Below are 26,960 nucleotides of genomic sequence, written 5' to 3' on the forward strand. Positions count from 1 at the left end.
TATCGACTAAATATTCAAAATGTTAGGATTTAGGAGTAGAATTAAATGAATAGAATTCGAGATATTAGATAAGCTAAATGATTTGCACCGCAGGGAGGCAACTGTATGTCAAACGTCTTTTCTTTACTTAAGCCATACCGCATAGCAGTTGGTGTGGCCTTAACCCTCATGCTGATTGAGCTCGGGGTGGAGCTGCTTCACCCTTTTCTGATGGCGAAAATCATTGATGAAGGCATTTTGAAAAATGATTTATCTGTTGTGATTTATTGGGGGAGCATCATGGCGGGTATTTCACTTGCAGCATTCGCAGCAGGTGTGACCAATTCCTTTTATGCAGCTCACGTCAGTCAAAGCTTTGGATTTGATATCAGGAAAAAGCTTTTTGAGAAGGTCCAGTCCTTTTCTTTTGCAAACTTCAGCCTGTTTCCGGCATCTTCTCTCATCACCAGGATGACAAATGATGTGACACAGCTGCAAAACACCATTTTCATGAGTCTTCGGATCATGCTCAGGGCGCCGCTGCTGATCATCGGAGGCACCATTATGGCTCTGATCGTTAATTTCAGGCTTGCTCTCATTCTGCTTATTTCTATACCGCTGCTTGTTATCTTTTTGCTTTGGATGATGAAAAAGGGCGGCGGGCTTTTTAAAGCGGTCCAGGAGCGCCTTGACTCAGTCAATGGTGTCATGCAGGAAAATCTGACAGGCATGAGAATCATTAAGGCTTTCTTGAGACGGAATCACGAAATGACCCGCTTCTCAAAATCAAATGAGGAGTTGAGGGAGGACACAGATTCAGCTCTCAGGCTGATGGAAATTGTGATGCCGATTCTGCTTTTCGTCATGAATATCAGCATTCTGTCCATTCTCTGGTTCGGAAGTGTGCGGGTCGGATCAGGTGATGCGAAAGTAGGCGAAATTGTCGCCATCGTCAACTATGCTCTGCGGATTTCATCTGTTCTCTCGATTTTCTCCTTTATTATTATGGCGTTTTCGCGTGCGAAAGCATCTGCAGGAAGGATAGGAGAAGTGCTTGAGACAGAAGCCAATTTGACGGATACGGCCGGTTTCTCAGAGAAACACGTGATTAAACAAGGAGAGATTAAATTTCAGAATGTCTCTTTTTCATATCCCGGATCGGATGCGAATGTGCTGAGAAATGTATCTTTTCAAGTTTCCCCGGGGCAGACTGTCGCGCTTATGGGAGCGACCGGCTCCGGAAAATCGTCCATCTTCACATTAATACCGAGACTTTATGACGTATCGTCCGGGGCAATTACGATTGACGGAGTAAACCTGCAGGATATGAAGCTGAAAAGTTTAAGGGGCAAAATCGGCTTTGTTCCCCAGGAGTCGCTGCTGTTTACAGGCTCGATCAGAGAAAATATTGCCTGGGGGAGGGAACATGCGTCACTCAATGAAATAAAGGAAGCGGCGATGCATGCTCAAATTCATGAAACGGTTGAAAAGCTGCCGAACGGATATGACACACGCGTCGGCCAAAAGGGAGTAAACCTTTCAGGCGGACAGAAACAAAGGCTGTCAATTGCAAGGGCCCTCGTCCGGAAACCGAAAATTCTTCTTCTTGATGACAGTACGAGTGCGCTTGACCTGAAGACAGAAGCCAAGCTTTTGAAGGCTTTGAAAACCTATGAATGCACAACCTTCCTGATCACCCAGAAAATCAGCACCGCCATGGAAGCAGAAAAGATTCTTCTGCTTGATGAAGGGGAAATTCTTGCGCAGGGTTCGCATGATGATCTGATGGAAACATCATCTCTTTACAGAAAAATCTTTGCTTCGCAGTTTGGAGAGGAGGCCGTGCAGCATGTTCAAAGAGCTAAGTAAGCCATTCTCATACCCGAGGATTAAGCCGGAAAACGTCCAGCCGAAAAAGAAGCAGGAAAAACCGAAAAACTGGTTTGGAACGATCACGCGGGTATGGTCCTATCTGTCTTTGAAAAAAGGGCTCCTCATACTGGTTCTGCTCATGGTCGTACTGAGTTCTTTTCTTGGCCTGCTGGGTCCTTATCTGATTGGAATGGTTATCGATGATTACATTGTCACGAAGGAAAGCGGCGGGTTTATTCAGCTCCTGATTGCCCTCGCGTTTATCTATCTCATTCAATCCGCCGCGCTGCTTTTGCAGAACGTATGGATGATCGGGATTGCGCAGCATACGGTCTTTACGATGAGAACCCAGCTTTTCAGGCATTTCCACAGCCTGCCGATTTCATATTTTGACAAACGGCAGCACGGGGAGCTGATGAGCAGGGTGACAAATGACATTGAAAATGTGAGTTCTACATTAAACAGCTCAGTCATTCAGATTTTCTCAAGCATCCTGACGCTTGCTGGGACGATAGGCGTCATGCTTTGGCTGAGTCCGCTCCTGACCCTGATTACGTTTGCAATCATTCCAATTATGTATTTTGGAATGAGGTGGATCACAAATCGAACCGGAAAACTGTTTAAAGAGCAGCAGCGCAATCTCGGTGACCTGAACGGGTTTATTGAAGAAACCATTTCAGGGCAGCGGATTGTGAAGACCTTTTCTCAAGAGGAGCGGGTGATTTCCGAGTTTCTTGAAAAAGGGAAACGCCTGAAAGCAGCCGGATTTTGGGCTCAGACGATATCGGGATTCATACCGAAGCTGATGAATATGCTGAATAACCTGAGCTTCGCAGTCGTTGCTTTAGTTGGCGGTATCCTTGCTTTAAACAGTGCAGTGACCATTGGTGTTATTGTTATTTTCACCGAATACTCCAGACAGTTTACCCGCCCGCTGAACGAGCTTGCCAATCAGTTCAACACCATTCTGTCGGCAGTTGCCGGAGCTGAACGTGTATTTGAGATTTTGGATGAAGAGGAGGAAGTCTTCGATGAAAAAGAGGCGGTCAATCTTAAGGATGTAAAAGGAGAGGTCGTATTCTCAGACGTTTCTTTTGCATATGAAGATGACCAGCAGACAATTGAGCATGTGAGCTTCCGCGCTTCTCCGGGGGAAACGACGGCGATTGTCGGTCCGACCGGGGCAGGGAAAACCACGATGATCAATCTTCTGTCCAGGTTTTATGACCCGGATTCAGGCGAGATTCTGATTGATGGAACACCGAGCATTAATATCAGGAGGAGCAGCCTTAGAGAGCATATGGCCTTTGTCCTTCAGGATCCGTTTCTTTTCAAAGGCACCATTATGGAAAACATCCGCTACGGACGCCTCGATGCGTCGGATGAAGAAGTCATGAACGCCGCAAAAGAAGCAAATGCCCATTCGTTTATCATGAAGATGAAAGATGGTTACCAGACTGTTCTTACACAGGAAGGCAGCGGCATCAGCCAGGGACAAAAGCAGCTGCTTTCTATTGCGAGGGCCATTCTTTCAAGCCCGGTGATGCTTGTGCTAGATGAAGCAACAAGCAGCATTGATACCATCACTGAGCTGAAAATCCAGGAAGCCCTGCAGCGGCTGATGAAGGGGAGAACGAGCTTCGTCATTGCCCACAGGCTGAACACGATTCAGAAGGCCGATCAGATTTTAGTGCTCCAAAACGGAGCTCTGATTGAAAGCGGCAGCCATGAATCTTTATTAAAGCAAAAAGGATTTTATTACGGGCTGTATCACAGCCAGCTGAAGGAGGAAACAGGCTGAGCTTAGCGTAGCCTGTTTTTTCATTCCTCAAAAGGACATGCTATACTGATGGTGGAGGTGGTTCGATGCGTTTAGCAAATAAAAAAGTGATTGCTCTTGTCAGTGCAGAGTTTGAGGATCTGGAACTGTGGTACCCTGTGCTTCGCCTGCAGGAAGAAGGGGCAGAGGTGCATCTTGTCGGCGAAAAAGCAAACGAGACGTACATTGGAAAATATGGAGTTCCTGCTACATCGGACTTCGCCTTTGGAGACATCAAATCTGATGATTATGATGCCATCCTGGTTCCTGGAGGCTGGTCGCCTGATAAGCTTAGAAGGTATCCTGAAGTGCTTCAGATGGTTAAGGACATGCACGAAAAAGAAAAGCCGATCGGGCAGATTTGCCACGCAGGCTGGGTGCTGATTTCTGCGAAAATTCTTGAGGGCAGAAATGTCACGAGTACACCGGGCATTAAAGATGATATGGAAAATGCAGGCGCCATCTGGCATGACGTGCCAGTTATTGTGGACGGCCACATTGTCTCAAGCAGAAGGCCGCCGGATCTGCCGCCTTATGTGAAGGCATTTGCGGATGTTCTTGCTGATTGACTTTAAATAAAAAGATAAAAACCTTCCGGAGCTGCCGGAAGGTTTTTTAGCGTTCTTTAAGAAAGAACTTTTGCCTTTGTTTCTTTTCCGAGTACGATAACAGCAAGGACTCCAATCAAGATGGAGGCGCAGAAAATGGTGAAGATGGACGTAATGGATGCTTCGGCAGCCACTAAGTAGCCGACAAGCAGCGGACCCAGAATTCCGCCGATCCGTCCAAACGATGCGGCCATTCCTGCACCGGTTCCTCTTACGGCAGTCGGATACTGCTCTGGAGTATACGCATATAGTGCCCCCCATGCCCCCAGGTTGAAGAATGAAAGGAAAATTCCCGAAGTGAGCAGAAGCGCAAGTGATTCAGCTGTTCCGAAGAAATACGCGCTTATGGCCGTTCCTGTGAGATACGTTGTCAGCACAAATTTCCGGCCGAACCTTTCAATAAACCAAGCTGCGGTAAAATAACCCGGAAGCTGGGCCAGAGTCATGATGAGAACGTACTGGAAGCTCTTGATCAGGCTGAACCCCTTCAGCACCATGACGCTCGGAAGCCAAAGGAACATGCCGTAATAAGAGAAGACGACACAGAACCATAAGATCCAAAGCATGGTCGTCTGACGGACATATTGTTTCGACCAGACCGTTTTCATATTTTCAAGCACAGAAGGACGCTGTTCTTTCTTTATAGCAAGGAATTGCGGCGAATCAGGAAGCTTCAGCCGCAGGTAAAGCGCGTAAAACGCAGGCAGCGCACTTAACAGAAGCGCTGTTTGCCAGCCGTACGACGGTATAACAAAGTAAGAAATAAGGGCAGCAATCAGCCAGCCTGCAGCCCAGAAGCTTTCAAGCAGGACGACGATTCTTCCTCTCTTTTCAGGTGCAACGCTCTCAGACACCAGGGTAGATGCCACTGGAAGCTCGCCTCCAAGCCCCATGCCGACAAAAAAGCGCAGGATCAAAAAGGCAGTAAGAGTCGTTGTGAAGGCAGACAAACCGCTGCCGATAGAAAATAGAAGTAGAGTAATAATAAATACCTGTTTCCGGCCGATTTTATCTGAAAGCAGCCCGAACACGAGGGCGCCCACAGCCATGCCGATCGAATTCATGCTCCCGATCCAGGCCATTTCCTTTACACTGAGTCCCCAGTCAGACTGAAGAGCCGCGATAATGAACGACAGCATGCCGACATCCATTGCATCAAACAGCCACCCGAGACCGGCGATGCCAAGCAATTTCCTGGTCGGAAGGGATTGGTTCTTCTCCATAATATCCTCCTGTAAAAAAACGTAATTCAGTAATCCTTTTTATTTTAGTCTACCTAGCCGAGATTATCTATCTTTGTATGATTCGAAAGATGCTAATTTTAAAAGTTAAGATTTCTGAATTTACATACTTTTCAGGTAACTATATAATGAGAGTGTGAAAATATGGAAGGGAAGGAAGGTTAACGGTCAGATTGTAACTTGAGGAGGAATGTAGCGTGAACGATGGAAAAAAACAAGTTAAAGCAGCCCCATCTGCAGTCGATTACACAAAAATTGTTCAGTCCGAATCCTTTCAGAAGCTGCTTCAAGCCAAGCGGAGTTTTATTCTCCCGATGACCTTATTCTTTTTGGCATTTTATTTTACGCTGCCGGTCCTTACGGCGTATTCCGATGTTTTAAATCAGCCTGCAGCAGGACCCGTCAGCTGGGCATGGGTATTCGCATTTGCACAGTTTATCATGACGTGGGCTCTTTGTATGATGTATTCCCGCAAAGCAAGGAAATTTGACGAGATCGTAGAAACAATCAAATCAGAGTCAACTAGGTAAGGAGGAAACCGAACCATGAATATGCTGGCATTCTCCCTCTTTTTAGGGATCGTCATTATGACCTTATTCATTACTTATTTTGCCTCAAAGCGCACGAAGACAACCAGTGATTTTTATACAGCAGACAGCAGTCTCACCGGGTTTCAGAATGGACTGGCTATAGCAGGAGACTACATGTCTGCGGCGTCTTTTTTAGGAATCGCGGGTATGATAGCGCTTTCCGGATTTGACGGCTTCTTTTACAGTATTGGTTTTCTTGTGGCATATCTTGTCGTGTTATACATAGTCGCTGAGCCGCTCCGCAATTTGGGCAAGTATACGATGGCGGATATGATCGCAGCAAGGTTTAACAACAGCAAGGTACGCGGTGTGGCAGCCCTTAATACCATCTCCATTTCGATATTTTATATGATTGCGCAGCTGGTAGGTGCAGGCGGCCTCATTCATCTCCTGCTTGGCATTGATTATGTGTACTCTGTCCTGATTGTAGGAACGCTGATGACGATTTACGTTGTGTTCGGCGGTATGACCGCAACGAGCTGGGTTCAGATTGTTAAAGCCGTTCTGCTGATGATTGGGACGTTTATTATATCTGTTATTGTATTTGCAAAATTTGATTTCAGCATTGCGAAAATGTTCTCTGAGATGCAGACAGCTACTCCGCTTGGTGAAAGCTTCCTGAATCCGGGGAACAAATTCACAAATCCGCTTGATACGATTTCCCTGAATCTGGCGCTTGTCCTTGGTACGGCAGGACTTCCGCATATCCTGATCCGCTTTTTCACAGTAAAGGATGCGATTACGGCCCGGAAATCAGTTGTGTATGCGACATGGATTATCGGCGCTTTTTATGTGATGACGGTCTTTCTTGGCTTTGGCGCTGCGGCGTTTGTCGGCTATGACAACATTGTGGCTGCTAATGCGGCAGGAAACATGGCGGCACCGCTTCTCGCTGAAGCGATCGGCGGCGACTTCCTGTTTGCATTCGTATCGGCAGTTGCCTTTGCGACGATTCTTGCAGTAGTGGCCGGTCTCGTGCTTTCGGCGGCTTCCGCTTTTGCCCATGATTTTTACAGTCATATTCTCCGCCGCGGGGAGGCAACAGAGAAAGAGCAGGTTGTGGCAGCAAGATGGGCTTCAATCGGTGTGGCTGTTCTGTCCATTCTTTTGGCTCTCTTTGCTCAAAACATGAATGTAGCCTTCCTCGTTGCGCTTGCTTTTGCGGTTGCTGCGAGTGCGAACCTTCCAATTTTAGTTCTGACTATTTTCTGGAGGAAGTTCAACACAGCAGGTGCCGTAACGGGAATGCTGACAGGCCTGTTCAGCTCTTTGTTTCTGGTTGCCATCAGTCCTAACGTATGGTCGCCTGAAGGAGCGGCAATCTTAACGGGAGAGCCGCTGTTCAGCCTCTCAAACCCTGGCATTGTATCCATACCGCTTGGCTTTTTAGGAGCATACATTGGAACGATTGTGTCGAGTAAAAAAGAAGATGCGAAGAAATTTGATGAAATTCTTGTAAAGGCGAATACGGGAATGAAGTGATATAGAAAAATGAAAAGGCGGCAGCCCTTCTTTTATGGAGGGGCTGCCGCCTTTTTTTGGTATTCTATCATAGAGCTGTTTCAAGAATCTATGAAATTACGAAGCTAAGAGCATACATAGGTAAACAAATGAAGGACAGTCCATAAATTTATGCAACCAATTGTTGTGGTGCCTTATCTAATCTATAGAAAAACAAAACAACCGGTAAGGGGGTGCCTGAATGGGATCATTGAAAGCTTTAGTAAAAAAGGCAAAAAAGGGAGATGGAGAAGCATTTGTTTTACTTGTCAGACAATATGAAGATGTATTGTACAGAACGGCGAGCAGATTATTAAACAACGATGAAGATGTGGCGGATGCTATGCAGGATACGATCATCTCGGCTTATGAAAAACTCCATACGTTAAAAAACGACGAGTACTTCAATACATGGATCTGTAAAATCCTGATCAATAGATGCAACAGTCTGCTGAAAAAGAACAAAGGCGCTGCTGTTTTTCACGATCATCTGCTTCCGGCGGAAAAAAATGATGGATACGGGAAGCTTGAATTGGAGGACGCACTTAACAGTTTAAATGATGTGTACCGATTAGCACTTATTTTATATTACATTGTCGGATTGAATGTAAAAGAAATCAGTGAATTTTTAAAAGAGCCGGAAGGGACGATTAAATCGAGACTCTCCAGAGCTAAATCAATTTTGAGAACCACTTATTATAAAACCGAAGGAGTGATGGTACATGAAAGATAATTTCGAAAATGAGATGAATCAGGCGATGAACAAAGAACGGGAGATTCCCGCTAAAGTAAGACAGTCTATAGAGCAGTCTTATGATTTAATCCGCGTCAAATCAAAGAAGAAGAAAGTCAGCTACATTTGGAAACAAGCTGCAGCCGCCGCTTGCGCTCTATTCATTACGGGGGCTGTCCTATCCAATGAGCATGTAATGGCTGGAGTGAACGAATTTTTTTCCTTTGGAGATAAAGGGATCGAGCAAGCTGCAAAACATGGATTTATACAAGAAAATACTAGTGCAGCAGCCGATCAGAACATTAAGATAGCACTGTCCCGCTATTTCTCGGATAAGAATAAAGCAGGAATGAGCTTTGAACTTACATTTGAAGATCCGTCCATTCTGGTTGGCGCACAAGAAGTAACGATGGATTATCGGGTGAAAAACGGGGATGGTGAATATATCGCAGAATTTATTCCGGATACAAAGGCTTTGAAGGGAAACAACAGTCACCTGTTTATATCGGATTCAAGAAATCCGCTGATGGATAAAGAATCAGGGGAAATCCAGTACGATGTCATTGGTGAATCCCATAAGGGGCAGATTCCAGCCTTGAAGGGAGCTGTTGTAGAAGTAGAAAGCGTCAACGTCTTTTACGGAACGAATGATATGAAAAAAATTGACGGGAAGTGGGAATTAGCTGCAGCGGACAGCAATATGCTGAAAGAAAATTTTAGCGTTCAATATGTAATGAAGGACGGGACATCTGCGATTAACGTTTCTAAAGCTGAGACAAATCCAACTTCACTGAATCTGACATTCTCCTTAGAGGGAGTATATGAGGATGAAAATCTTTTTGCGCACCGTATGAAAATGATTGATGAAGATGGAAATGAATACAAGGCAGACAGCGGCTTCAGCATGGATAGACAAACAAACAAAACCATTATTTCAACAAACTTTCCCGTCACTTCTTATAACCAGTCAACCAAACTTAAACTGATTATCGAGGGAATTGGCGAAGCAGACCTGACAAGAAAATAGCTGGAAAAAATCCCGAATCATCTTATTTACGATAAGAATGATTCGGGAATTTTTTATTTGTCGCGGTCAGTGATTACATCACCATCAAATGAGGTTTCTCTCAAACGGCTCTGCTCGTTATTCACTCTTCACTGGAAGATTTATTTTTCGTTTTATGTTTATTCTTCTCATCTTCTGCATTGAGCTTCAGCTCCTGCAGCGGAACGGGGTCTGTGTTCAAATCATTTTTCTGCTCAAGAATGGTCTTACCGTCCCTGCCTGGAATTTGTTCGGGGTTGTCCTGTTTCAGCTTTTCTTTGCGTTGTGTCAAGATCATCACCTCCATATGGTAAAAATACCTGATATAAAGAGAGTTGAAACCTTAATCAAACGTTTGTTTAAAAGAATTTCTGCAGCCTGTAAAGGATTAAGAGCGTTAAATAAAAAAAGCGTCCTATTAAAAAAGGAAAGGAATTTTGCGCTTTTTGTCGAATAACACCATACTATATAAAAAATAATTGGGGAAATTGCGATGCTTGCAGAGAAACTTATGCTTCATATCTTGATTGTGCTGGTTCCGGTCCTGATTTATTCTGTCTTTTTTGAAAACAGGCGGATGGTCACTTCTCCTTACTTTTCAGGAATTCTATACGGAGCAGCATCTTTTTTGTGCATGATTTTTTCATACTATGAATATGGGCTTTACTGGGATCTGCGCTATGTTCCCATGGTGCTTGCGATGCTGTACGGCGGACCGGGTGCAGGTCTTATCGCATTCGGGTTTATTCTGGCCGCAAGAACATATCTCGGAGGAGATGCTCTTTGGTTTGGCTATTTGAGCGCAAGTCTTTCCCTGATTGTTCCTTTCTTATTTTCAAAGCGCTTCAGAAAATATAAGCCCAGAAAAAGAGTGCAGTTATCCATCATTATCGGCTTTTGGCCAACCATGATCCAGCTTTCCATTCTGCTTGCCTATTTGCTTTCAAGCACCATGGAAACCGGAAACGAGCTTTTCATTTATGTATTTATCTTTGGCTTCCTCCAGGTGATGGCGATTGGGGTATCCTCAAAGGTGCTTGAAGCGGGAATTGAACGCAAGATGATGAAGCATGAAATGATTCGTACGGAAAAATTAACGACGATAGGCGAACTGGCTGCATCAATCGCACATGAAGTCAGAAACCCGCTGACAGTTGTGAAAGGGTTCCTGCAGCTGATGGGCAAAAATCATAAAAATGATGAACAGTACATGCACCTGATCATGAGCGAACTTGGAAGGGCCGAGAGTATTCTTACCGACTACCTGAATTTCGCTAAACCAAAGCTTAAGCAAATCGAAGAATTTCAGCTTTCAGAACTGATTATGGAAGTCGTCCGGCTGCTGCACCCTCTGGCAGCTAAGCGAGGTGTCAGGGTTTCCCATCAGCTGAAGCCGGGCCTTTATATCGAAACAGACCGAAGCCAGCTGAAGCAGGCGCTTGTTAATCTCCAAAAAAATGCGATTGAAGCCACACCGGCAGGCGGCAGCGTACGAATTCAGCTATACTCAAAAAATATGAGCGCCTTCACCGTGATTACGGATACAGGGAAGGGAATGAACGCTGATCAGCTGTCAAAGATCGGGACTGTTTTTTATACAACAAAAGACGATGGCACCGGCCTTGGAACCACGGTGTCAATCCGCATCATTGAAACAATGAAAGGCAGGGTCGCCTATAAGAGTGAAGTTGGTCTTGGAACCGAGGTCACGATGATTCTGCCGCTGAAATACATAAAGAGCAAATAGAGCCCCGCTTAGCGCGCATGCGGGGCAAAAACAGGTCAAAAGATATTTAAAAATTCTGAATAAAGCACTTATAATAGAGCTTGTACATAAAAGAGGGGGCGGGTAATAATGAAAGCGCTTAAGTCAATTTTAATCTGGGGGATCGTTTCTGCTCTCGGGGCTGCAGGATTCGGTGTCATTGCCCTCAGCCAGGGAGAAAGCATTAATGCCATTTGGCTGCTTGTGGCAGCGGTTTGTTCATACGGTGTCGCCTACCGGTTTTACAGCAGATTTATGGCAAAAAAAGTGTTTGAGCTTGATGATAACCGCGAAACACCTGCAGAAACGCATAATGATGGAAAAGATTATGTGCCGACAAACAAATGGGTGCTGTTTGGCCACCATTTTGCGGCGATTGCCGGAGCAGGTCCGCTTGTAGGACCGATTCTTGCCGCGCAAATGGGGTACTTACCCGGAACAATCTGGATCATCGTCGGGGTTATTCTTGCCGGAGCTGTCCAGGACTTTATCATCCTGTTCGGATCCATGCGCCGAAAAGGAAAATCATTAGGGGAAATGATTAAAGAAGAAATTGGCCCAATAACGGGAATCATTGCGATGGTTGGAATTCTTGGTATTATGATTATTCTTTTAGCTGTTCTTGCCCTCGTTGTTGTAAAAGCGCTCGTTGGAAGTCCGTGGGGCATGTTTACGATAGCAGCCACCATTCCAATCGCCATTTTCATGGGGATTTATATGAGATATATTCGTCCCGGAAGAGTAGGGGAAGGGTCTATTATCGGAGTGATCCTGCTGCTGCTGTCGATCTACTACGGCCAGCATGTGGCAGAAACGCCGGAGCTTGCAAAGATGTTTACATTCAGCGGTGAAACAATCGCCATTCTTATGATCGGATACGGGTTCATTGCCTCAGTTCTTCCTGTTTGGCTCCTGCTTGCACCGAGGGACTACCTCAGCACGTTTTTAAAGATTGGCACCATCCTGGGCCTTGCTGTTGGCATTATTGTTGTGGCGCCTGATCTGCAGATGCCGTCCGTGACGCCTTTCATAGATGGCACAGGGCCTGTCTTTGCCGGGAATCTGTTTCCTTTCCTGTTTATTACCATCGCATGCGGAGCTGTCTCCGGTTTCCATGCCCTCGTTTCTTCAGGAACGACTCCAAAAATGATAGAAAGAGAGTCACACGCCCGTCCAATCGGCTACGGTGCCATGCTGACTGAGTCATTTGTAGCCGTTATGGCCATGATTGCCGCATGTGTGCTGACGCCGGGTATTTATTTTGCCATCAACAGTCCGCCTGCTTTAATTGGAACAGACGCCGTTCAGGCTGCATCGGTCGTTTCAAGCTGGGGATTCACGATCACGCCTGATGATTTAACCGGACTTGCTGATGATGTGGGAGAAGAGACCGTCCTCTCAAGAACAGGCGGTGCGCCTACTCTTGCCATTGGCATGGCCTATATTTTTTCAGAAGTCATCGGCGGCAAAGCGCTTATGGCCTTTTGGTATCATTTTGCCATTCTGTTTGAAGCCTTGTTTATCCTGACAACTATAGATGCAGGAACCCGAGTCGGCAGATTTATGATTCAGGATCTCCTTGGACATGTGTATAAGCCGCTTGCAAAAACGGATTTCCTGCCTGCCAACATTTTAGCTACAGCCCTGTGTGTGTTTGGCTGGGGATACTTTCTTTATCAGGGAGTGATAGACCCGCTCGGGGGGATCAATACTCTGTGGCCGCTGTTTGGCATTGCCAACCAGATGCTTGCCGGAATTGCGCTGCTTCTTGGAACAACCATCCTGTTCAAGATGGGCAAAAAAGCATATGTGTGGGTCACGCTTGTTCCGACTACATGGATTTTGATCGTCACCATGACAGCCGGCTGGCAAAAGCTTTTTCATGAAAATCCAAAAATCGGGTTCCTTGCCCATGCGGAGCTGTTCAAAGGGGCACTGGATAAAGGCGAGGTGCTTGTACCTGCTGCAAATGCAAATCAAATGAGGCAGGTGCTGATCAACGATTATGTTGACGCAGCACTTTGTGCCATCTTCATGATTGTCGTCATTGCCGTCCTGATCGCTGCTGTCCGCATCTGGATTCAGGTCCTGACCAATAAAAAAACAACCCTTCATGAGGCGCCGTATATTACAAGATCTGATGGAGGAGTGAGCACTCATGTTTAAAAAGCTGACGGAAATGCTGGCACTGCGAAAACAGTTTATCAGTTTGGTAGCAGGGGTTCCAAGCTATGAAACATACGTAGAGCACATGACAAAGCATCATCCGGACCAGCCGGTTCAATCAAGAAAAGAATTTTTCTGCGAAGCGCAGGATGCCCGCTACAATGCAAAAGGAGGAAAAGTGTCGCGCTGCTGCTGATGGAAAACGTGCCGTTCATCTTTGTGATGGGCGGCTTTTTCATTCATACCTGTGCTAAACAGGCGCTTCCGCGGAGTTAAGAACACAAAGTAGAAGGTGAGTCTGAAGGAAAGTGTGCTTAGGCGGAGTTAAGAACACAAAGTGAAGCGTGAGCCTGGAGGAAAGTGCGCTTAAGCTGGGTTAAGAGCACAATGTGGAGGGGGAACCTGGAGAAAAGTGCGCTATAGCAGGTTTAAGAGCACAAAGTGAAGCGTGAGCCTAGAGGAAAGTGCGCTATAGCAGGTTTAAGAGCACAAAGTGGAGGGGGAACCTAGAGGAAAGTGCGCTATAGCAGGTTTAAGAGCACAAAGTGGAGGGGGAACCTGGAGGAAAATGCGCCATAGCAGGTTTAAGAGCACTATGTACAGTACTCCACAGTCAAAACAAAACAGGCGCTTCCGCTTTTCGAGTGATAAAATAATATCAGGTGATAAAAATGAGAGAAATCCGCATTTCAGTCCGGTCTCTTGCTGAGTATGTTTTTCGGGCAGGCAGCATTGATGCCCGTTTTCGGACATCAGCGACGATGACAGAAGGGACGAAAGCCCATCAGGCCATTCAGAAAACATATGATGAGCTCGACCAGAGCGAAGTCATGCTGAAAACGAGTGTAACCCATAAAGACATTGTGTTCCTGCTTGAAGGAAGATGCGACGGCCTGCTTCTGTCAGAGGAAATTCCCGTCATTGATGAAATTAAATCAACTTCACGGGAGCTTTCAGAGATAGAAGAAGACGCGTATCCCGTGCACTGGGCACAGGCTAAATGCTATGCATACATGCTTGCCGAAGACCGCGGACTCCAAGCTGTATGTGTTCAGCTGACATATGTCAGTGTGAAGTCAGGGGAACAGGTCCGCTTCAGAAAAACGTTTTCTGCCGTAGAATTGAGCTCGTTTATTGACGGTTTAATCAGCAGCTATCATCCGTATGCCGAGGCAAGAGCGGAGCATCTGGAAAAAAGGAACGTGTCCATACAGGCATTGAAATTTCCTTTTGAAACATACAGAGAGGGCCAAAGAAAGCTTGCCGGCACGGTGTACAAAGCCATTGATGATAAAACGGATCTGTTTGCACAGGCTTCAACGGGAATCGGAAAAACCATCTCCACTGTCTTTCCTGCTGTAAAAGCAATAGGCGAAGGCAAGCTCAATACGTTTTATTATTTAACAGCCAAAACAATTACCCGAAAGGCAGCAGAGGACACTCTGGCTTTTATGGAGGGGAATAGCCTTCACTTGAACAGCGTAACGATTACTGCTAAAGACAAGGTCTGTTTAAAAGAAGAAACCCGGTGCCAAAAAGAGTACTGCGAGTTTGCGAATGGCTACTATGACAGAATTAATGAGGCTGTTCTCGATATTCTTAAAAGTGAAACAAGGATGACTGCCGATGTCATCCATCACTACGCACAAAAGCATACAGTATGCCCGTTTGAATTCTCACTCGACCTCTCCAATACGGCAGATGCCATCATTTGTGACTACAATTATGTGTTTGATCCGCGCGTTTCGCTCAAACGGTTTTTTGATGAGCAGAAAAGAGGGACGGCACTCCTGATCGATGAAGCCCACAACCTCGTTGACAGGGGAAGGATCATGTTTTCGGCCGCACTGAAAAAATCGGATTTTCTGCAGCTGAAACGGGAGTTTAAAGCGGAAAATACAGGAATCTTTCAATCTGCCAAAAAAATAAATGATTGCTTTATCGCACAAAAGAAGCAGCCAGAGCAGCTGATGAAGGATAGACCGGAAGAACTGCTTGAAATGCTGCAGCCCTTTTCAGAAGAAGCAGAAAGAGAGCTGCTGTCAGGGAATGCCTCAGAACTTCTGCTCGATGTTTATTTTCAGGTACAGGCTTTTCTTAAGATTTCGAATCTGTATGATGAACGCTTTGTAACGACGGCAGAAGCAGATAATAAAGATTTGATCATAAAGCTTGTATGCCTTGATCCGTCTTTTCTGCTGCAGCAGGTGAAAAAACCGTACCGTTCAAGCATCCATTTCTCTGCGACGCTCTCTCCGCTTTCTTTTTATATGGATATGCTGGGGGGCACATCAGAAGATTATCAGGTGAAAATTCCGTCGCCGTTTACAAAGGAGAATCTTGAAGTCTATATCATGCCGGTCTCCACAAGATATCACGACAGGGGACGAAGCCGTATGCCCATTTCGGTGATGATGAAACAGCTGCTTGAGGAGCGGCACGGGAACTATCTGGTATTTTTCCCTTCCTATGCCTACATGAAAGAAGTTTACGAGACCTTTGAGGAGCTGAATCTTCCTATTAAAACGATGCTGCAGCACGCACACATGACAGAAGCGGAACGTGAAGCATTTTTGCACGCTTTTCAGGAAGACAGCAGCGAAACGCTGATTGGGTTCGCCGTTATGGGAGGCATTTTTTCAGAGGGAGTGGATTTAATCGGCAACCGGCTGAACGGAGTGATTGTGGTCGGTGTCGGCCTGCCGCAGATCGGGTTTGAGCGGAATGTCATGAAGGAGTATTTTCAGCAGTCAGGCAGAAATGGCTTTGATTATGCCTACGTTTATCCGGGGATGAACAAAGTTCTTCAGGCAGGCGGAAGACTGATCAGGTCTGAGGAGGATACCGGCACCATCGTGCTTGTCGATGACCGGTTTTTAACTGAGAAATACCAGGCCCTCTTGCCTGATGAATGGAGCAGCTTTTATCTTTTGGACAAGCCATTTATATAGGAAAGAAAGATGCACATGCAGACGGGTGCATCTTTTTTCTGTGCTGAAAGGTTCAGTGTCTCCTAGTCTCATTCTCTCATCTTTCCAAAAACGGCAGGAATCTGACGTAAATTTACAAAAACATCATAAATAGTTAATAATTTCATAGTATTCTCTTTTGGTAATCCATTATGAAGGAGGAAAAAACGTTGCTTAAAAATAAGCCTGCCATTTTACTGATGAAGCTTGTCATGCTGCTTGCCCTGTTCATTCCTGTTCTGCAGACGACTCCATCCCAGGTTCATGCTGCAGACGGTTCACTGACAAATCCATACTCGGTAGCAGAAGCAAATGCCAATCAAAACGGTACGGTCAAATCGGTCAAAGGTTATGTTGTTGGACAGCCGACTGGGACAAATACAGTCATCACAAGCAATTATCCGAACGATTATGCACTTGCACTTGCTGATTCCCCAACAGAAACAAGCACGTCCAAAATGATTTACGTGCAGATTCCGTCTTCTTTCCGCTCTCAATTTGGTCTGATGACGAATCCTTCTTTAAAAGGAACGCAAATCAAAGTAACAGGAAAACTGGCCGCTTATTTTTCACACAGCGGTGTAATCAGCACAACTGCGATGGAGAAAATTTCAGGAGGCGGCACACAGCCTGATCCAGACCCAGATCCGGGTACGGAGCCATCCCCTTATGATGGTACGTACTATCAAACAGCAATCGGCAAAACGGGCTCTTCTTTAAAATCAGCTCTTCATAATATTATCGATGATCATAGAGAGCTCTCTTATGACAATGTTTGGGATGCCCTGAGAAATACAGATGAAGACCCGAATAACCCGAATAATGTCATTCTTCTGTATACAGGCCGCTCACAGAGTGAATTGACAAACGGCGGAAATGTAAACGATTGGAACAGAGAGCATGTCTGGGCGAAATCCCATGGCGATTTCGGAACGGTTATGGGCCCCGGAACAGATCTTCACCATCTGCGCCCTACTGATGTGAGTGTCAACAGTTCTAGAGGAAACAAAGACTTTGACATGGGCGGCACACAGCATTCGGAAGCACTAGGAAATTACACGGATTCTGATTCATGGGAACCGAGAGATGCTGTAAAAGGCGATGTAGCGAGGATGCTGTTTTACATGGCAGTCCGCTATGAGGGAGACAGCGGCGAAGTGGACCTTGAGCTGAACAACAGCGTAAACAATGGAACGGCGCCGTATCACGGGAAAATGTCTGTCCTGATTCAATGGCACAAGCAGGACCCGGTTGATGCCCGGGAAATGAGACGAAACGACATCATCTATAAAGACTATCAATATAACCGCAATCCATTTATTGATCATCCTGAATGGGTGGACGCTATTTGGAATTAATGATGAAAGCCTTCCCGGTTTACGGGAAGGTTATTTTCGTTTAAAGGAAACAGGTAGCCTGCTGCATATGTTTGACCTCCTGGTAAAAAAGGAAATAAACACCTATAAACCATGAATAAAGGAGACGGAGATATGCTTAAAGCTCTCTACTTGAATTGTTCCTTAAAGAAAGGAAGCGAGCCTTCAAACACCGAATCCCTCATGAGACAGTCTCAAAAGCATCTTGAAAACGAAGGAGTACAAACCGAAGAAATTAGGATTTCCGACTACAATCTTGCTTTTGGAATGGCGGAGGATCTGGGGCGCGGAGATGAGTGGCCGCTGATCCTGAAGAAAATTGCCGAGGCAGATATTGTGGTCATAGGAACGCCTCTCTGGCTTGGCGAAAAAAGCAGCATTGCAGCACTCGTCATGGAACGGCTTTATGCATCGAGCAGTGAAACGAATGAAAAAGGCCAGTCTATTTATTATAATAAAGTAGGCGGTGTGGCTGTAACAGGAAATGAGGACGGCGCAAAAGAAGCGTCGCGCTCCATTCTCTACGGCCTTCAGCACATAGGCTTTTTAATCCCGCCGAATGCAGATGTATACTGGGTCGGCGAGGCAGGACCCGGACCCTCCTATATGGAAGCTGGAAAGGAAAATGCCTTTACAATCAAAAACACGAGAACGATGAGCATGAATCTTGTGCATCTTGCAAGGCTTTTGAATGAGCATCCGATTCCAGCGGCGGGAAATACCCTTTGACGGAGTGTGGGAAATGATTTGGAATGAGGCTATACAGCATGTGAGCCTGTCTGTAACAAATCTGCAGGCTGCAAAGCATTTTTATGAGAATGTCCTTTGTCTGACGGAAATCGACAGGCCTCCGTTTGACTCAGAGGGAGTCTGGTATAAAATCGGAAATCAGCAGCTTCACTTGCTGGTGGATGAAAACTCTCAGACACTTAGAAAACAGCATAACCTAGTCTCGACAGAAGGTCACATGGCTCTTAGAATAGCAGATTTCCAGGCTGCTGTTGAATGGCTGACGAAGCATCATATCGAGTTCCGTGAAGATGTCAATGGAGTTAGCGGCTTTGACCAGATTTTCCTGAATGACCCGGACGGCAATCTGATTGAACTGAATGTAGAGCAAACAAGACAGGAAGAGGGCTGAATCAGCCTTCTTTTTTTGATGAAAAAACACCGCCGTTCGACATTTCCGTGGAAATAATTAAAGGGTTTTGCTGATTTCTGTAGAAATCCTGAAAATGGAGGTGGAGAAGATGAAAGTTTATACAGCGCCCAAACTGACAGGATTATTTCTTGGGCCGGCCAGTTTTTTACTCTTATTTTTCCTAATACCCGACACAGAGCTTTCAGATGCTCCGCGTGCAGTGCTCGCAGTTACTTCATGGATTGCGATCTGGTGGATTACAGAGGCGATTCCGATACCGGCGGCTTCACTCATGCCGCTCATTCTGCTGCCGATTACAGGAGGGCTTGATATTGATTCCGCCGCAAAAGCATATGGGAATCCCACTGTCTTTATGTACATGGGCGGATTTATCATTGCCATAGCCATTGAAAAATGGAATCTTCACAAGAGAATCGCTCTTTATATCCTGAAGCTTATTGGCACTCAAAGCCACCGGATCGTTCTTGGAATGATCCTCGCTACTGCGTTTCTGTCGATGTGGATTTCAAATGTTGCGACTGCCCTGATGATGCTTCCTGTTGCTCTTGCTCTTATTAAAGAAGTAAAGGCGAAGGAGATATTAAAAGGAGAGTCCCTTCACAAATTCAGTAAATCGATCCTCCTTTCAGTAGCGTACGCTGCATCGATTGGAGGTCTTGCGACACTTGTAGGTTCGGTGCCCAACGCAGTATTCGCAGCGATGTCACGGGAAATGCTCGATCGTGAAATTATGTTTTTTGAATGGTTCTTATTCGGGTTTCCGATTACGGTGATCCTGCTGGTCATCCTCTATTTCTATTTGACAAAGCTTCAATTCAAGGTGGATTTTGAAACCGGCAAGGAAACGGATTTTATTAAAAAAGACTTAAAAGCACTGGGCTCAATGAGTACAGAAGAAAGATGGGTCGGGGTCATCTTTTTGACAACGGCTTTTCTGTGGATGTTTAAATTCATTCTGCCGTTTGCTGTATCGGATACCGCTATAGCGATATTCGGCGCGCTTTTGCTTTTCTTGATTCCAAGCAAAAAAGGAGAAAGGCTGCTTGAATGGAATGATATGAAGCAGCTTCCGTGGGGACTTCTTCTTCTGTTCGGAGGAGGGCTTTCCCTTGCAGAAGGATTTTCTGCCTCGAAGCTGACGGAATGGATCGGCAGCAAGCTGAATTTATTGGAAGCGTTTCCGTACTTGCTGATCATTATTATTTTGACAGCCGCCATTTTGTTCATGACGGAAATCATGTCCAATACGGCTGTATCCAATATGATCATTCCGATCACTGTCGGACTTGGACTTGCAATCGGGGTCGAGCCATACGGTCTGATGGCTGTTGCCGCACTTGCATCATCCTGTGCGTTCATGCTCCCGATCTCCACTCCTCCGAATGCCGCCGTGTTCGGTGCTGATGTGCTGAAGATATCGGATATGGTCAGGGCAGGATTCTGGTTGAATATTGTATGTATTGTCATCATTGTTCTAGGCGTCTATTTTTGGCTGCCGGTCGTTATTAAGTGAAGGATAGGAGGGCGCCGCGGGCGTTCTCCTTTTTGCATGAAGCAAATCTGCTTTTTTTCTCCCCCGGCCTGCTGTACAATGAAAGGAATGAAATCTTGAATAAGGGCGGAGTTTGGCATGAGCATACTTTCTGTAGAGAATTTATATAAAACATACGGCGAAAAAACACTGTTTGACCACATTTCTTTTTCAATTGCTGAAAAACAGCGGATTGGCCTGATTGGAACGAATGGTACGGGAAAATCGACCTTGCTGAAATTCCTTGCCGGCGCTGAAACGGCTGAAGAAGGGAAACTGATTCACTCCAACTCGTTTCATATCGAGTATCTTCCGCAGCAGCCTGAACTGGAAGAAGAACTGTCTGTCCTGGAGCAAATCTATTACGGCGACTCTCAAATCATGAAAGTGATGCGCGAATATGAGCTTGCCCTGTCAGAACTTGAACAAAACCCTGAGGATGAGAAAAAGCAGTCCAGGCTGCTTGCTCTTCAGCAAAAGATGGATGAACATGATGCGTGGGAAGCAAATACGGTTGCCAAAACAGTTCTTACACGGCTTGGCATTTCTGATTTCGCAAAGCCGGTGCATCAGCTGTCCGGCGGCCAGAAGAAACGGGTGGCGATTGCAAAGGCACTTATCCAGCCTGCAGATCTGCTCATTCTTGATGAGCCTACCAACCATCTGGACAACGAAACGATTGAATGGCTGGAAGCTTTTTTGGCCCAGTATAAAGGATCAATTTTGCTTGTTACGCATGACCGCTACTTCTTAAATCGGGTGACAAATCAGATTTTTGAACTGGAATATGGAAAGCTGTACGTATACGAAGGAAATTATGAAGTGTTTCTTGAGAAAAAGGCAGAGCGGGAGTTTAACGCCGAACAGTCTGAATCCAAGCGCCAGAACTTACTGCGCAGGGAGCTTGCCTGGCTGAGAAGAGGGGCTAAAGCAAGAACAACAAAGCAAAAAGCCCGCATCGGACGTGCAGAAGAGCTTCAAAACCAGGAAGGGCCGGCTGCAAAGCAAAGTGTCGACTTTGCCATCGGCTCCACCCGTCTCGGCAAAAAAGTGATTGAGCTCCAGGAAGTGTCAAAATCATTCCAGGACAGAACTCTCATGGATAATGTCAGCTATCTTGTTGTTCCCGGAGAAAGGCTTGGCATTATCGGGCCAAATGGAAGCGGAAAATCAACACTGCTGAATATCATTGCAGGACGAATTCAGCCTGACAGCGGAACAGTAGAAATTGGCGAGACGGTAAAAATCGGCTACTACACCCAGGATCATGAAGCGATGGATGAGGATCTTCGGGTAGTCGAATATATTAAGGAAGTCGCAGAAGTTGTTCAGACCGTAGACCACCAGACAATAACAGCCGAGCAAATGCTTGAGAGGTTCATGTTCCCGCGCTCTATGCAGTGGACATACATCCGAAAGCTCTCAGGCGGAGAACGCCGCAGACTGTACTTGCTGAAGGTCCTTATGCAGGAGCCGAACGTGCTGTTTCTGGATGAGCCGACAAATGACCTGGATACCCAAACCCTGAGCGTCCTTGAAGACTATCTCGACCAGTTTCCAGGTGTTGTCATTACCGTATCCCATGACCGCTACTTCCTCGACCGCGTGGTAGACCGTCTTCTTGTATTTGAAGGAAACGGAACGGTCAGCAGATTCCAGGGAAGCTATACAGATTTCATGGATTCCCGTAAACAGGTAAAAGAACCTGAGAAAAAGGAAACTGCCAAATCTCAGGAAACCCCTCAAGCCCCGAAGCAGCGCAAAAAACTCTCCTACAAAGAACAGCAGGAGTGGGATGTCATTGAGGACAAAATTGCAGAGCTTGAGGAGAAAAATGAAGCACTTGAAGCCCAGATTGCCTCAAGCGGCAGCGACTACGGAAAAATCCAGCAGCTGATGGAACAGCAGCAGGCCGTCGAAGCTGAGCTTGAAGCCACAATGGAACGCTGGGAAGAGCTCTCCCTTATGGTAGAAGAAATTGAAAAAGCGAAGCAGTGAATGAAAAATGATGTCCCGGGGTTAAGAGCCGGGGCATTTTTTTATTGATGCGGAGTTGGTGGCACTTATCGGACGGATAAAAACCATCAATTCAAGGAAATCAGAGTTTGGTGGTACTTATCGGGCTTATAAAAACCATCAATTCAAGGAAATCAGAGTTTGGTGGTACTTATCGGGCTTATAAGAACCATCAATTCAAGGAAATCAGAGCTTGGTGGAACTTATCGGGCTTATAAGAACCATCAATTCAAGGGAATCAGAGCTTGGTGGAACTTATCGGGCTTATAAGAACCATCAATTCAAAGGGAGCAGAGTTTGGTGGTACTTATCGGGCTTATAAGAACCATCAACACAAAAAAATCAGGGTTTGGTGTCACTTATCAACCTCAATCAATTTCCCCCAATAAAAAAGGCAGTCAGGACTCAGCCTGACTGCCTTTACGATTTATTTCCCCAAATCCTTTTTCGTTTGTTCACTTCGGATATTAATTTCTTTTGAGAACTCAGTGTCCTGCTTTTTATTATTTGGGTATTTGTTTTTAGATTCGCGGTTATCGTTTTTGTTTGTCATGAAAATTCCTCCTTATGATCAGCTGGTTCTTATTTTGCATCCGGAGGGAGGTTTTCATTCGCCTTAGAGAAGGGATTCCGCGCCGTCTATATACACTTCTGTGCCTGTAATGTGGCTTGAAAGGTCAGATGCCAGGAAGTAAACGAGATCTGCGACCTGCTCAGGCGACCCTGCTTTTTGTTCAAGCGGCTGCTCTCCTTCAGGAAATTCAACCGGAACTTCCACTTTCTCAATGTTTTCTTCTTCGGCAAAGGTGTTGCTGTCGATGTTTGTTTCGATTGCTCCCGGACAGATCATGTTGACTCTGATTTTATAGCCCGCAAGCTCGAGGGCGGCCATCTTCCCAAAACCGACCTGTCCGACTTTTGACGTGCTGTAGGCGGAGCGTCCAAATCCTCTGAACATGCGGGTCCCGTTGATAGAGCTTGTGATAATGATGCTGCCGCCTTTTTTCTTCATATAGGGAATCGCATATTTTACGCTTAAAAAGGTACTTCGCAAATTTGTATTGATCGTCTGGTCCCAGTCTTCCGGAGACAGATCTTCAATGGGAGTCCATCTTCCGTTGATCCCGGCGTTTGCAAAAACAATATCGAGCCTGCCCCATGTATCAATGACTTTTTTATAGCTGGTTTCCATTCTTTCGGCATCAGATACGTCGCATTCTAGAATGATGGCTTCACCGTTTATCTCTTCAATTTTCTTTTTGACGCTTTCCGCATTTTCTTCTTTTATATCAAGCAGCGCCACTTTTGCACCCTGTTCGGCAAGCTTGATCGCTGCCGCTTCTCCGATTCCTGAGCTTGCTCCGGTCACAATGGCAACTTTTCCTGAAAGATTCAATGGTTTAGCCTCCCTTTGTTATATGTAATGGAGATATTATCCCCTTTTTTAAAAAGAAGGAAACCAGAAAAAAACAGGCATATGATGTGCCTGCTGTTTAAGCGCCCTTTTTGAGAGCTGAATCCCCGTCTTTTTTTCGGAAAAGAAAGGCGGAAACGTTTGTTGATTTAGCTTTGAATAAAGGATTTAAGATAAATAACGTCAGGAAGTTGGCAGAAAGTCCCCAGAATCCTTCATAAATTCCAAATGAAAGACCTGTACCGTAGACGGTGAATGTTACGCCAAGTCCGACAAGCAAACCGATGATTGTTGCTTCCCGCGTCTGTTTTTGCCAGAAGAGGCTTAGAACGACTGCAGGGAAGATCTGCACCATTCCGGATACTCCAAGCAGCTGAAGCGAAACGAGCGCTGTCGGGAACAGGAGTCCGAATACAAGGGCAAGTCCGATAACCAAAAAGACCATGCTGCGTGTAATCATTGTCAGTTTTGCCGGCTTCACGCCTGGGTTAATCAAATCTCTGTAGATGTTGTTTGCAAACAGGTTGGATGCACCAATGGCCATAATTGAACATGGGATCAGGGATGCAAGAGCAATTGTTGAATAAGCAAGTCCCTGGGCAATGCCGCCGTATGATGTTTGAATCAGTGTAAGCAATGCAAACCGCGGATCTGTTTCGCCCGGCAGTACCAGATAAGCAATAAAGCCAAGGAAAATCACGAGAATTAAAACTACGTTATACAGGGGCAGGAACATAGAATTTTTCCTGATGGCATCTTCGCTTTTTGCTGTAAAGACGCCTGTTGCTGCGTGAGCCCACATGAAAAGTGCCAGTGACGACACGATGGCTGCTGTAGCAAACCACATCATGCCTTTAGGACCTGATTGCGGTATGGTCAAAAGCTGCGGTGCGTCTGTGATGACCTTATCAATCATCGGCGTCCATCCGCCAAAATGGATAATCGGCAGGGAGGCGACCATAAACAGCATGATGGCCCATACAAGAACATCTTTGATGATCGCGGTATAAGTAGGTCCTTTAATTCCGCTGAAAAACGTGTACAGGGCAACAAGGAAAAAGGATGTAATCACGACAACCGTAACATTGATGTAGCCTGTACCTGCGACACGCAGGGTATCCATGATGCCGCTCAGCTGCAGGTCGATATAAGGAATCAGCATCAATACGCCGACAATCGCAATCAGCGAAGAAAGGAGCTTGCTGTCAAAACGATCACGCGCATAGTCTGCAAGCGTCGTGAACTGGAATTCCTTTGCCGTTCTCCAAAGCTTTGGAAGAAAGAAATAGGCGATAAAATAAGCTAAAACGGAATAAGGAATAGCGAAAAAAGCTACGCTTCCAGCTTGAAACGCTGTACTTGTCAGGCCAAGAAATGTATAGGCCGTATATAGGTCAGCCCCGACGAGGAACCAGACGAGAAGCCCTCCGAATTTTCTGCCTCCGACTGACCATTCTTCCACAGAACTTCTGGAAGACTTGTCACGGCCTGCAAGAAAACCGATTAAGACAACGGTTAATATGATACAAATCGTGATGCCCAGTGCTGTTGTATTTCCCTGCTGCATTATTCAAGACCTCCCTGTTTTTTCTGGATTCTGAAAATTGCCCACGTGCAAAGCGGCGTAACCGCAATCCACAGGAAGAGCCAAAATTGAAGAAACGGAAGCCCGAAAATCACCGGTTCAATTTTATTGGCAAAAGGAAGCAAAAGAATCTGTAAAAATGGGATAAAAATTAGAATACCTATTAAATATTTCTTTTTCACTAAAATGCCTCCTGTCTCGTCTTCGTTGAATGTTCACTATGATAACAAGGAAAGAAGTATTGGACAAGAGGGAATTTTTAAAATTGTTTAAAAATTTATTATTTTAGAGTTTTGATAAGAGTATTTTAAATTTGGCTCGCACAACAAATTCATAAGTTAACAGCTATTTTCTCCGCAAAAATCGTAAAGGTCTGTAAGGAGCTAAGCCTCAGGTCTTAGTTCAAATTAAAGCTCAGGCTCGTTATGGGAAAACCGCATGGAAGGTAGGATAGAACTATAGAAAGGAGGAACAGAACATGAAAAAATTCGGGTTACTGATCATTGGAGGGATTGCAGCAATCGTGCTGCTGGCAAACCTTGCCCCAATGCTTGCACTGGCTATCAGCCTGGTCATCCTTTATTACGCATATAAAGGATTCTTGAAAACAGATTCAACCGGAATGAAAATCTTCTGGGTAATCGCAGGAATCATTGCCCTTTGTGCATCAGCTTCGAACCTTCCGGCAATGATCGGCGCAGCAGCAGCATACATCCTTTATGTAGTATACAAAAAATGGAACAACAAAAAAGTGACGGCAGAAAAAGAATCTTCTGATCCATTTACAAACTTCGAACGCCAGTGGGCGGAAATGAAAAAAAACAATTAATAAAATGAGGAGAGATACATGATGAGCAACTTATTGACACGAATCAAAGAAACACTTGCAGCCGACTTCCATGAAATTCTGGACCAAAAAGAAAAGAAGAATCCAATCGCGCTGTTGAACCAGTATTTAAGAGAGTGCGAACAGGAAACTGATAAAGTCCGGAAACTTGTGGAGAGACAGTATTTGCTGAAAGAAGAGTTTACCCGTGAATTAAAACAGGCAGAGGAGCTTGCCGGGAAACGCAAACGCCAGGCTGACATTGCCGCACAGGCAGGGGAAAGCGAGCTGCATGAATTTGCAGTGAGAGAGCATGAACAGTATCAGGAACGCTCAGTGCGAATCACTGAGTCTCTCAAAGAAGTGTCAGGCCAGCTTGCGGAACTTGAACGCAAGTACGAAGAAATGAAGCATAAACTAAAGGACATGTACATCAAGCGCATGGAGCTTATGGGCCGTGAAAATACAGCCCGCGCTTCTCACCGCATGAATAAGGTTCTCGACAGCAGCAGCTATACACAAGGAGCACATACACGCTTTGAAGAATTGGAAAGCTATATTGACCGCCTTGAAAATGAAGTGAATACGGGCTACTACCGCAGCACAATTGACGGAAGGATCGCCCAGCTTGAAAAAGAACTGAAAAAAGAGGATTCTGCCGGCTGAAAACATGGTATCCTATAGAAGGCGCGGGTTTCTGCGCCTTTTTTGGAAGGTGTATTGTACAGATATTAATAGAAAGAATATAGAATTCTGCACACTG

The 26,960-nt window shown here is 45.5% G+C and carries 24 protein-coding genes; 18 read left to right on the forward strand and 6 right to left on the reverse strand.

Features of this window, described 5'->3' with window-relative positions; genetic code table 11:
* Positions 1-105 precede the first annotated feature (105 nt).
* The 3 genes from JOJ89_RS02530 (at position 106) to JOJ89_RS02540 (ending at position 4,239) form a co-directional block, all read left to right on the forward strand.
* On the forward strand, positions 106-1,848 hold the full coding sequence (locus tag JOJ89_RS02530) for an ABC transporter ATP-binding protein (protein ID WP_203289489.1): 1,743 nt from the start codon (positions 106-108) through the stop codon (positions 1,846-1,848).
* Positions 1,829-3,652: an ABC transporter ATP-binding protein gene (locus JOJ89_RS02535; protein ID WP_029285754.1), complete on the forward strand. Its 1,824-nt coding sequence runs from the start codon at positions 1,829-1,831 to the stop codon at positions 3,650-3,652. The genes JOJ89_RS02530 and JOJ89_RS02535 overlap by 20 nt, the downstream gene beginning before the upstream one ends.
* A 65-nt stretch (positions 3,653-3,717) precedes the next feature.
* Complete coding sequence (locus JOJ89_RS02540) at positions 3,718-4,239, forward strand: type 1 glutamine amidotransferase domain-containing protein (protein ID WP_029285755.1); 522 nt, start codon at positions 3,718-3,720, stop codon at positions 4,237-4,239.
* Between the two features lie 56 nt (positions 4,240-4,295).
* On the opposite strand, the gene JOJ89_RS02545 is transcribed toward JOJ89_RS02540, so the two are convergent.
* A complete protein-coding gene (locus tag JOJ89_RS02545) occupies positions 4,296-5,501 on the reverse strand; it encodes an MFS transporter (RefSeq protein WP_029285757.1) in 1,206 nt (401 codons plus the stop codon).
* 215 nt (positions 5,502-5,716) lie between these two features.
* On the opposite strand from JOJ89_RS02545, the gene JOJ89_RS02550 reads away from it, so the two are divergent.
* The 4 genes from JOJ89_RS02550 (at position 5,717) to JOJ89_RS02565 (ending at position 9,369) form a co-directional block, all read left to right on the forward strand.
* Entirely contained in the window at positions 5,717-6,049 is a 333-nt protein-coding gene (locus JOJ89_RS02550; protein ID WP_029567156.1) for a DUF485 domain-containing protein, read from the forward strand.
* 15 nt (positions 6,050-6,064) lie between these two features.
* The gene (locus JOJ89_RS02555) at positions 6,065-7,591 is read left to right on the forward strand and encodes a solute symporter family protein (protein WP_029285761.1); all 1,527 of its coding nucleotides are present in this window, start codon (positions 6,065-6,067) and stop codon (positions 7,589-7,591) included.
* Between the two features lie 220 nt (positions 7,592-7,811).
* Complete coding sequence (locus tag JOJ89_RS02560) at positions 7,812-8,342, forward strand: RNA polymerase sigma factor (protein ID WP_029567155.1); 531 nt, start codon at positions 7,812-7,814, stop codon at positions 8,340-8,342.
* Positions 8,332-9,369, forward strand: a complete 1,038-nt coding sequence (locus JOJ89_RS02565) for a DUF4179 domain-containing protein (RefSeq protein ID WP_203289490.1) — start codon at positions 8,332-8,334, stop codon at positions 9,367-9,369. Before JOJ89_RS02560 ends, JOJ89_RS02565 begins: the two co-directional genes overlap by 11 nt.
* A gap of 121 nt (positions 9,370-9,490) precedes the next feature.
* Here the strand turns inward: JOJ89_RS02565 and JOJ89_RS02570 are convergent, their stop codons facing one another.
* Entirely contained in the window at positions 9,491-9,679 is a 189-nt protein-coding gene (locus JOJ89_RS02570; protein ID WP_051827396.1) for a hypothetical protein, read from the reverse strand.
* Positions 9,680-9,880: 201 nt separating this feature from the next.
* On the opposite strand from JOJ89_RS02570, the gene JOJ89_RS02575 reads away from it, so the two are divergent.
* The 9 genes from JOJ89_RS02575 to JOJ89_RS02615 all read left to right on the forward strand — a co-directional run bounded on the left by JOJ89_RS02575 (position 9,881) and on the right by JOJ89_RS02615 (position 22,354).
* Positions 9,881-11,134: an ATP-binding protein gene (locus JOJ89_RS02575; RefSeq protein WP_203289491.1), complete on the forward strand. Its 1,254-nt coding sequence runs from the start codon at positions 9,881-9,883 to the stop codon at positions 11,132-11,134.
* Between the two features lie 108 nt (positions 11,135-11,242).
* The gene (locus tag JOJ89_RS02580; protein WP_203289492.1) at positions 11,243-13,318 is read left to right on the forward strand and encodes a carbon starvation CstA family protein; all 2,076 of its coding nucleotides are present in this window, start codon (positions 11,243-11,245) and stop codon (positions 13,316-13,318) included.
* Positions 13,311-13,514 carry a YbdD/YjiX family protein gene (locus tag JOJ89_RS02585; protein ID WP_203289493.1) on the forward strand — a complete coding sequence of 68 codons (204 nt, stop codon included), beginning with the start codon at positions 13,311-13,313 and terminating at the stop codon, positions 13,512-13,514. The genes JOJ89_RS02580 and JOJ89_RS02585 overlap by 8 nt, the downstream gene beginning before the upstream one ends.
* Before the next feature lie 475 nt (positions 13,515-13,989).
* Positions 13,990-16,269: an ATP-dependent DNA helicase gene (locus JOJ89_RS02590; protein WP_203289494.1), complete on the forward strand. Its 2,280-nt coding sequence runs from the start codon at positions 13,990-13,992 to the stop codon at positions 16,267-16,269.
* A gap of 218 nt (positions 16,270-16,487) precedes the next feature.
* A complete protein-coding gene (locus JOJ89_RS02595; RefSeq protein ID WP_029285774.1) occupies positions 16,488-17,645 on the forward strand; it encodes an endonuclease in 1,158 nt (385 codons plus the stop codon).
* Positions 17,646-17,777: 132 nt separating this feature from the next.
* Entirely contained in the window at positions 17,778-18,392 is a 615-nt protein-coding gene (locus tag JOJ89_RS02600; RefSeq protein ID WP_029567151.1) for a flavodoxin family protein, read from the forward strand.
* A 13-nt stretch (positions 18,393-18,405) separates the two neighbouring features.
* Complete coding sequence (locus JOJ89_RS02605) at positions 18,406-18,804, forward strand: VOC family protein (RefSeq protein ID WP_029285778.1); 399 nt, start codon at positions 18,406-18,408, stop codon at positions 18,802-18,804.
* Positions 18,805-18,913: 109 nt separating this feature from the next.
* Positions 18,914-20,338, forward strand: a complete 1,425-nt coding sequence (locus JOJ89_RS02610; RefSeq protein WP_203289495.1) for an SLC13 family permease — start codon at positions 18,914-18,916, stop codon at positions 20,336-20,338.
* A 117-nt stretch (positions 20,339-20,455) separates the two neighbouring features.
* Complete coding sequence (locus tag JOJ89_RS02615) at positions 20,456-22,354, forward strand: ABC-F family ATP-binding cassette domain-containing protein (protein ID WP_203289496.1); 1,899 nt, start codon at positions 20,456-20,458, stop codon at positions 22,352-22,354.
* Between the two features lie 445 nt (positions 22,355-22,799).
* Here JOJ89_RS02615 and JOJ89_RS21220 read toward each other — a convergent pair whose 3' ends face one another.
* From JOJ89_RS21220 to JOJ89_RS02630, 4 genes are all read right to left on the reverse strand, one after another.
* Positions 22,800-22,925, reverse strand: a complete 126-nt coding sequence (locus tag JOJ89_RS21220; RefSeq protein WP_267881666.1) for a hypothetical protein — start codon at positions 22,923-22,925, stop codon at positions 22,800-22,802.
* A 63-nt stretch (positions 22,926-22,988) separates the two neighbouring features.
* Positions 22,989-23,768 (reverse strand): SDR family oxidoreductase, encoded by a 780-nt coding sequence (locus JOJ89_RS02620; protein ID WP_029285784.1) that lies wholly within the window; start codon positions 23,766-23,768, stop codon positions 22,989-22,991.
* A 97-nt stretch (positions 23,769-23,865) separates the two neighbouring features.
* Positions 23,866-25,353 (reverse strand): sodium:solute symporter family protein, encoded by a 1,488-nt coding sequence (locus JOJ89_RS02625; RefSeq protein ID WP_029285786.1) that lies wholly within the window; start codon positions 25,351-25,353, stop codon positions 23,866-23,868.
* On the reverse strand, positions 25,353-25,553 hold the full coding sequence (locus tag JOJ89_RS02630) for a DUF3311 domain-containing protein (RefSeq protein WP_203289497.1): 201 nt from the start codon (positions 25,551-25,553) through the stop codon (positions 25,353-25,355). The genes JOJ89_RS02625 and JOJ89_RS02630 overlap by 1 nt, the downstream gene beginning before the upstream one ends.
* A 296-nt stretch (positions 25,554-25,849) precedes the next feature.
* On the opposite strand from JOJ89_RS02630, the gene JOJ89_RS02635 reads away from it, so the two are divergent.
* Positions 25,850-26,200: a lmo0954 family membrane protein gene (locus JOJ89_RS02635; protein WP_203289498.1), complete on the forward strand. Its 351-nt coding sequence runs from the start codon at positions 25,850-25,852 to the stop codon at positions 26,198-26,200.
* Between the two features lie 21 nt (positions 26,201-26,221).
* A complete protein-coding gene (locus JOJ89_RS02640; protein WP_203290236.1) occupies positions 26,222-26,863 on the forward strand; it encodes a PspA/IM30 family protein in 642 nt (213 codons plus the stop codon).
* The last annotated feature ends 97 nt before the right edge of the window (positions 26,864-26,960 follow it).

Origin of the sequence: Metabacillus sp. cB07, from assembly GCF_016839225.1 — a bacterium.
GTDB lineage: Bacteria > Bacillota > Bacilli > Bacillales > Bacillaceae > Bacillus_P > Bacillus_P indicus.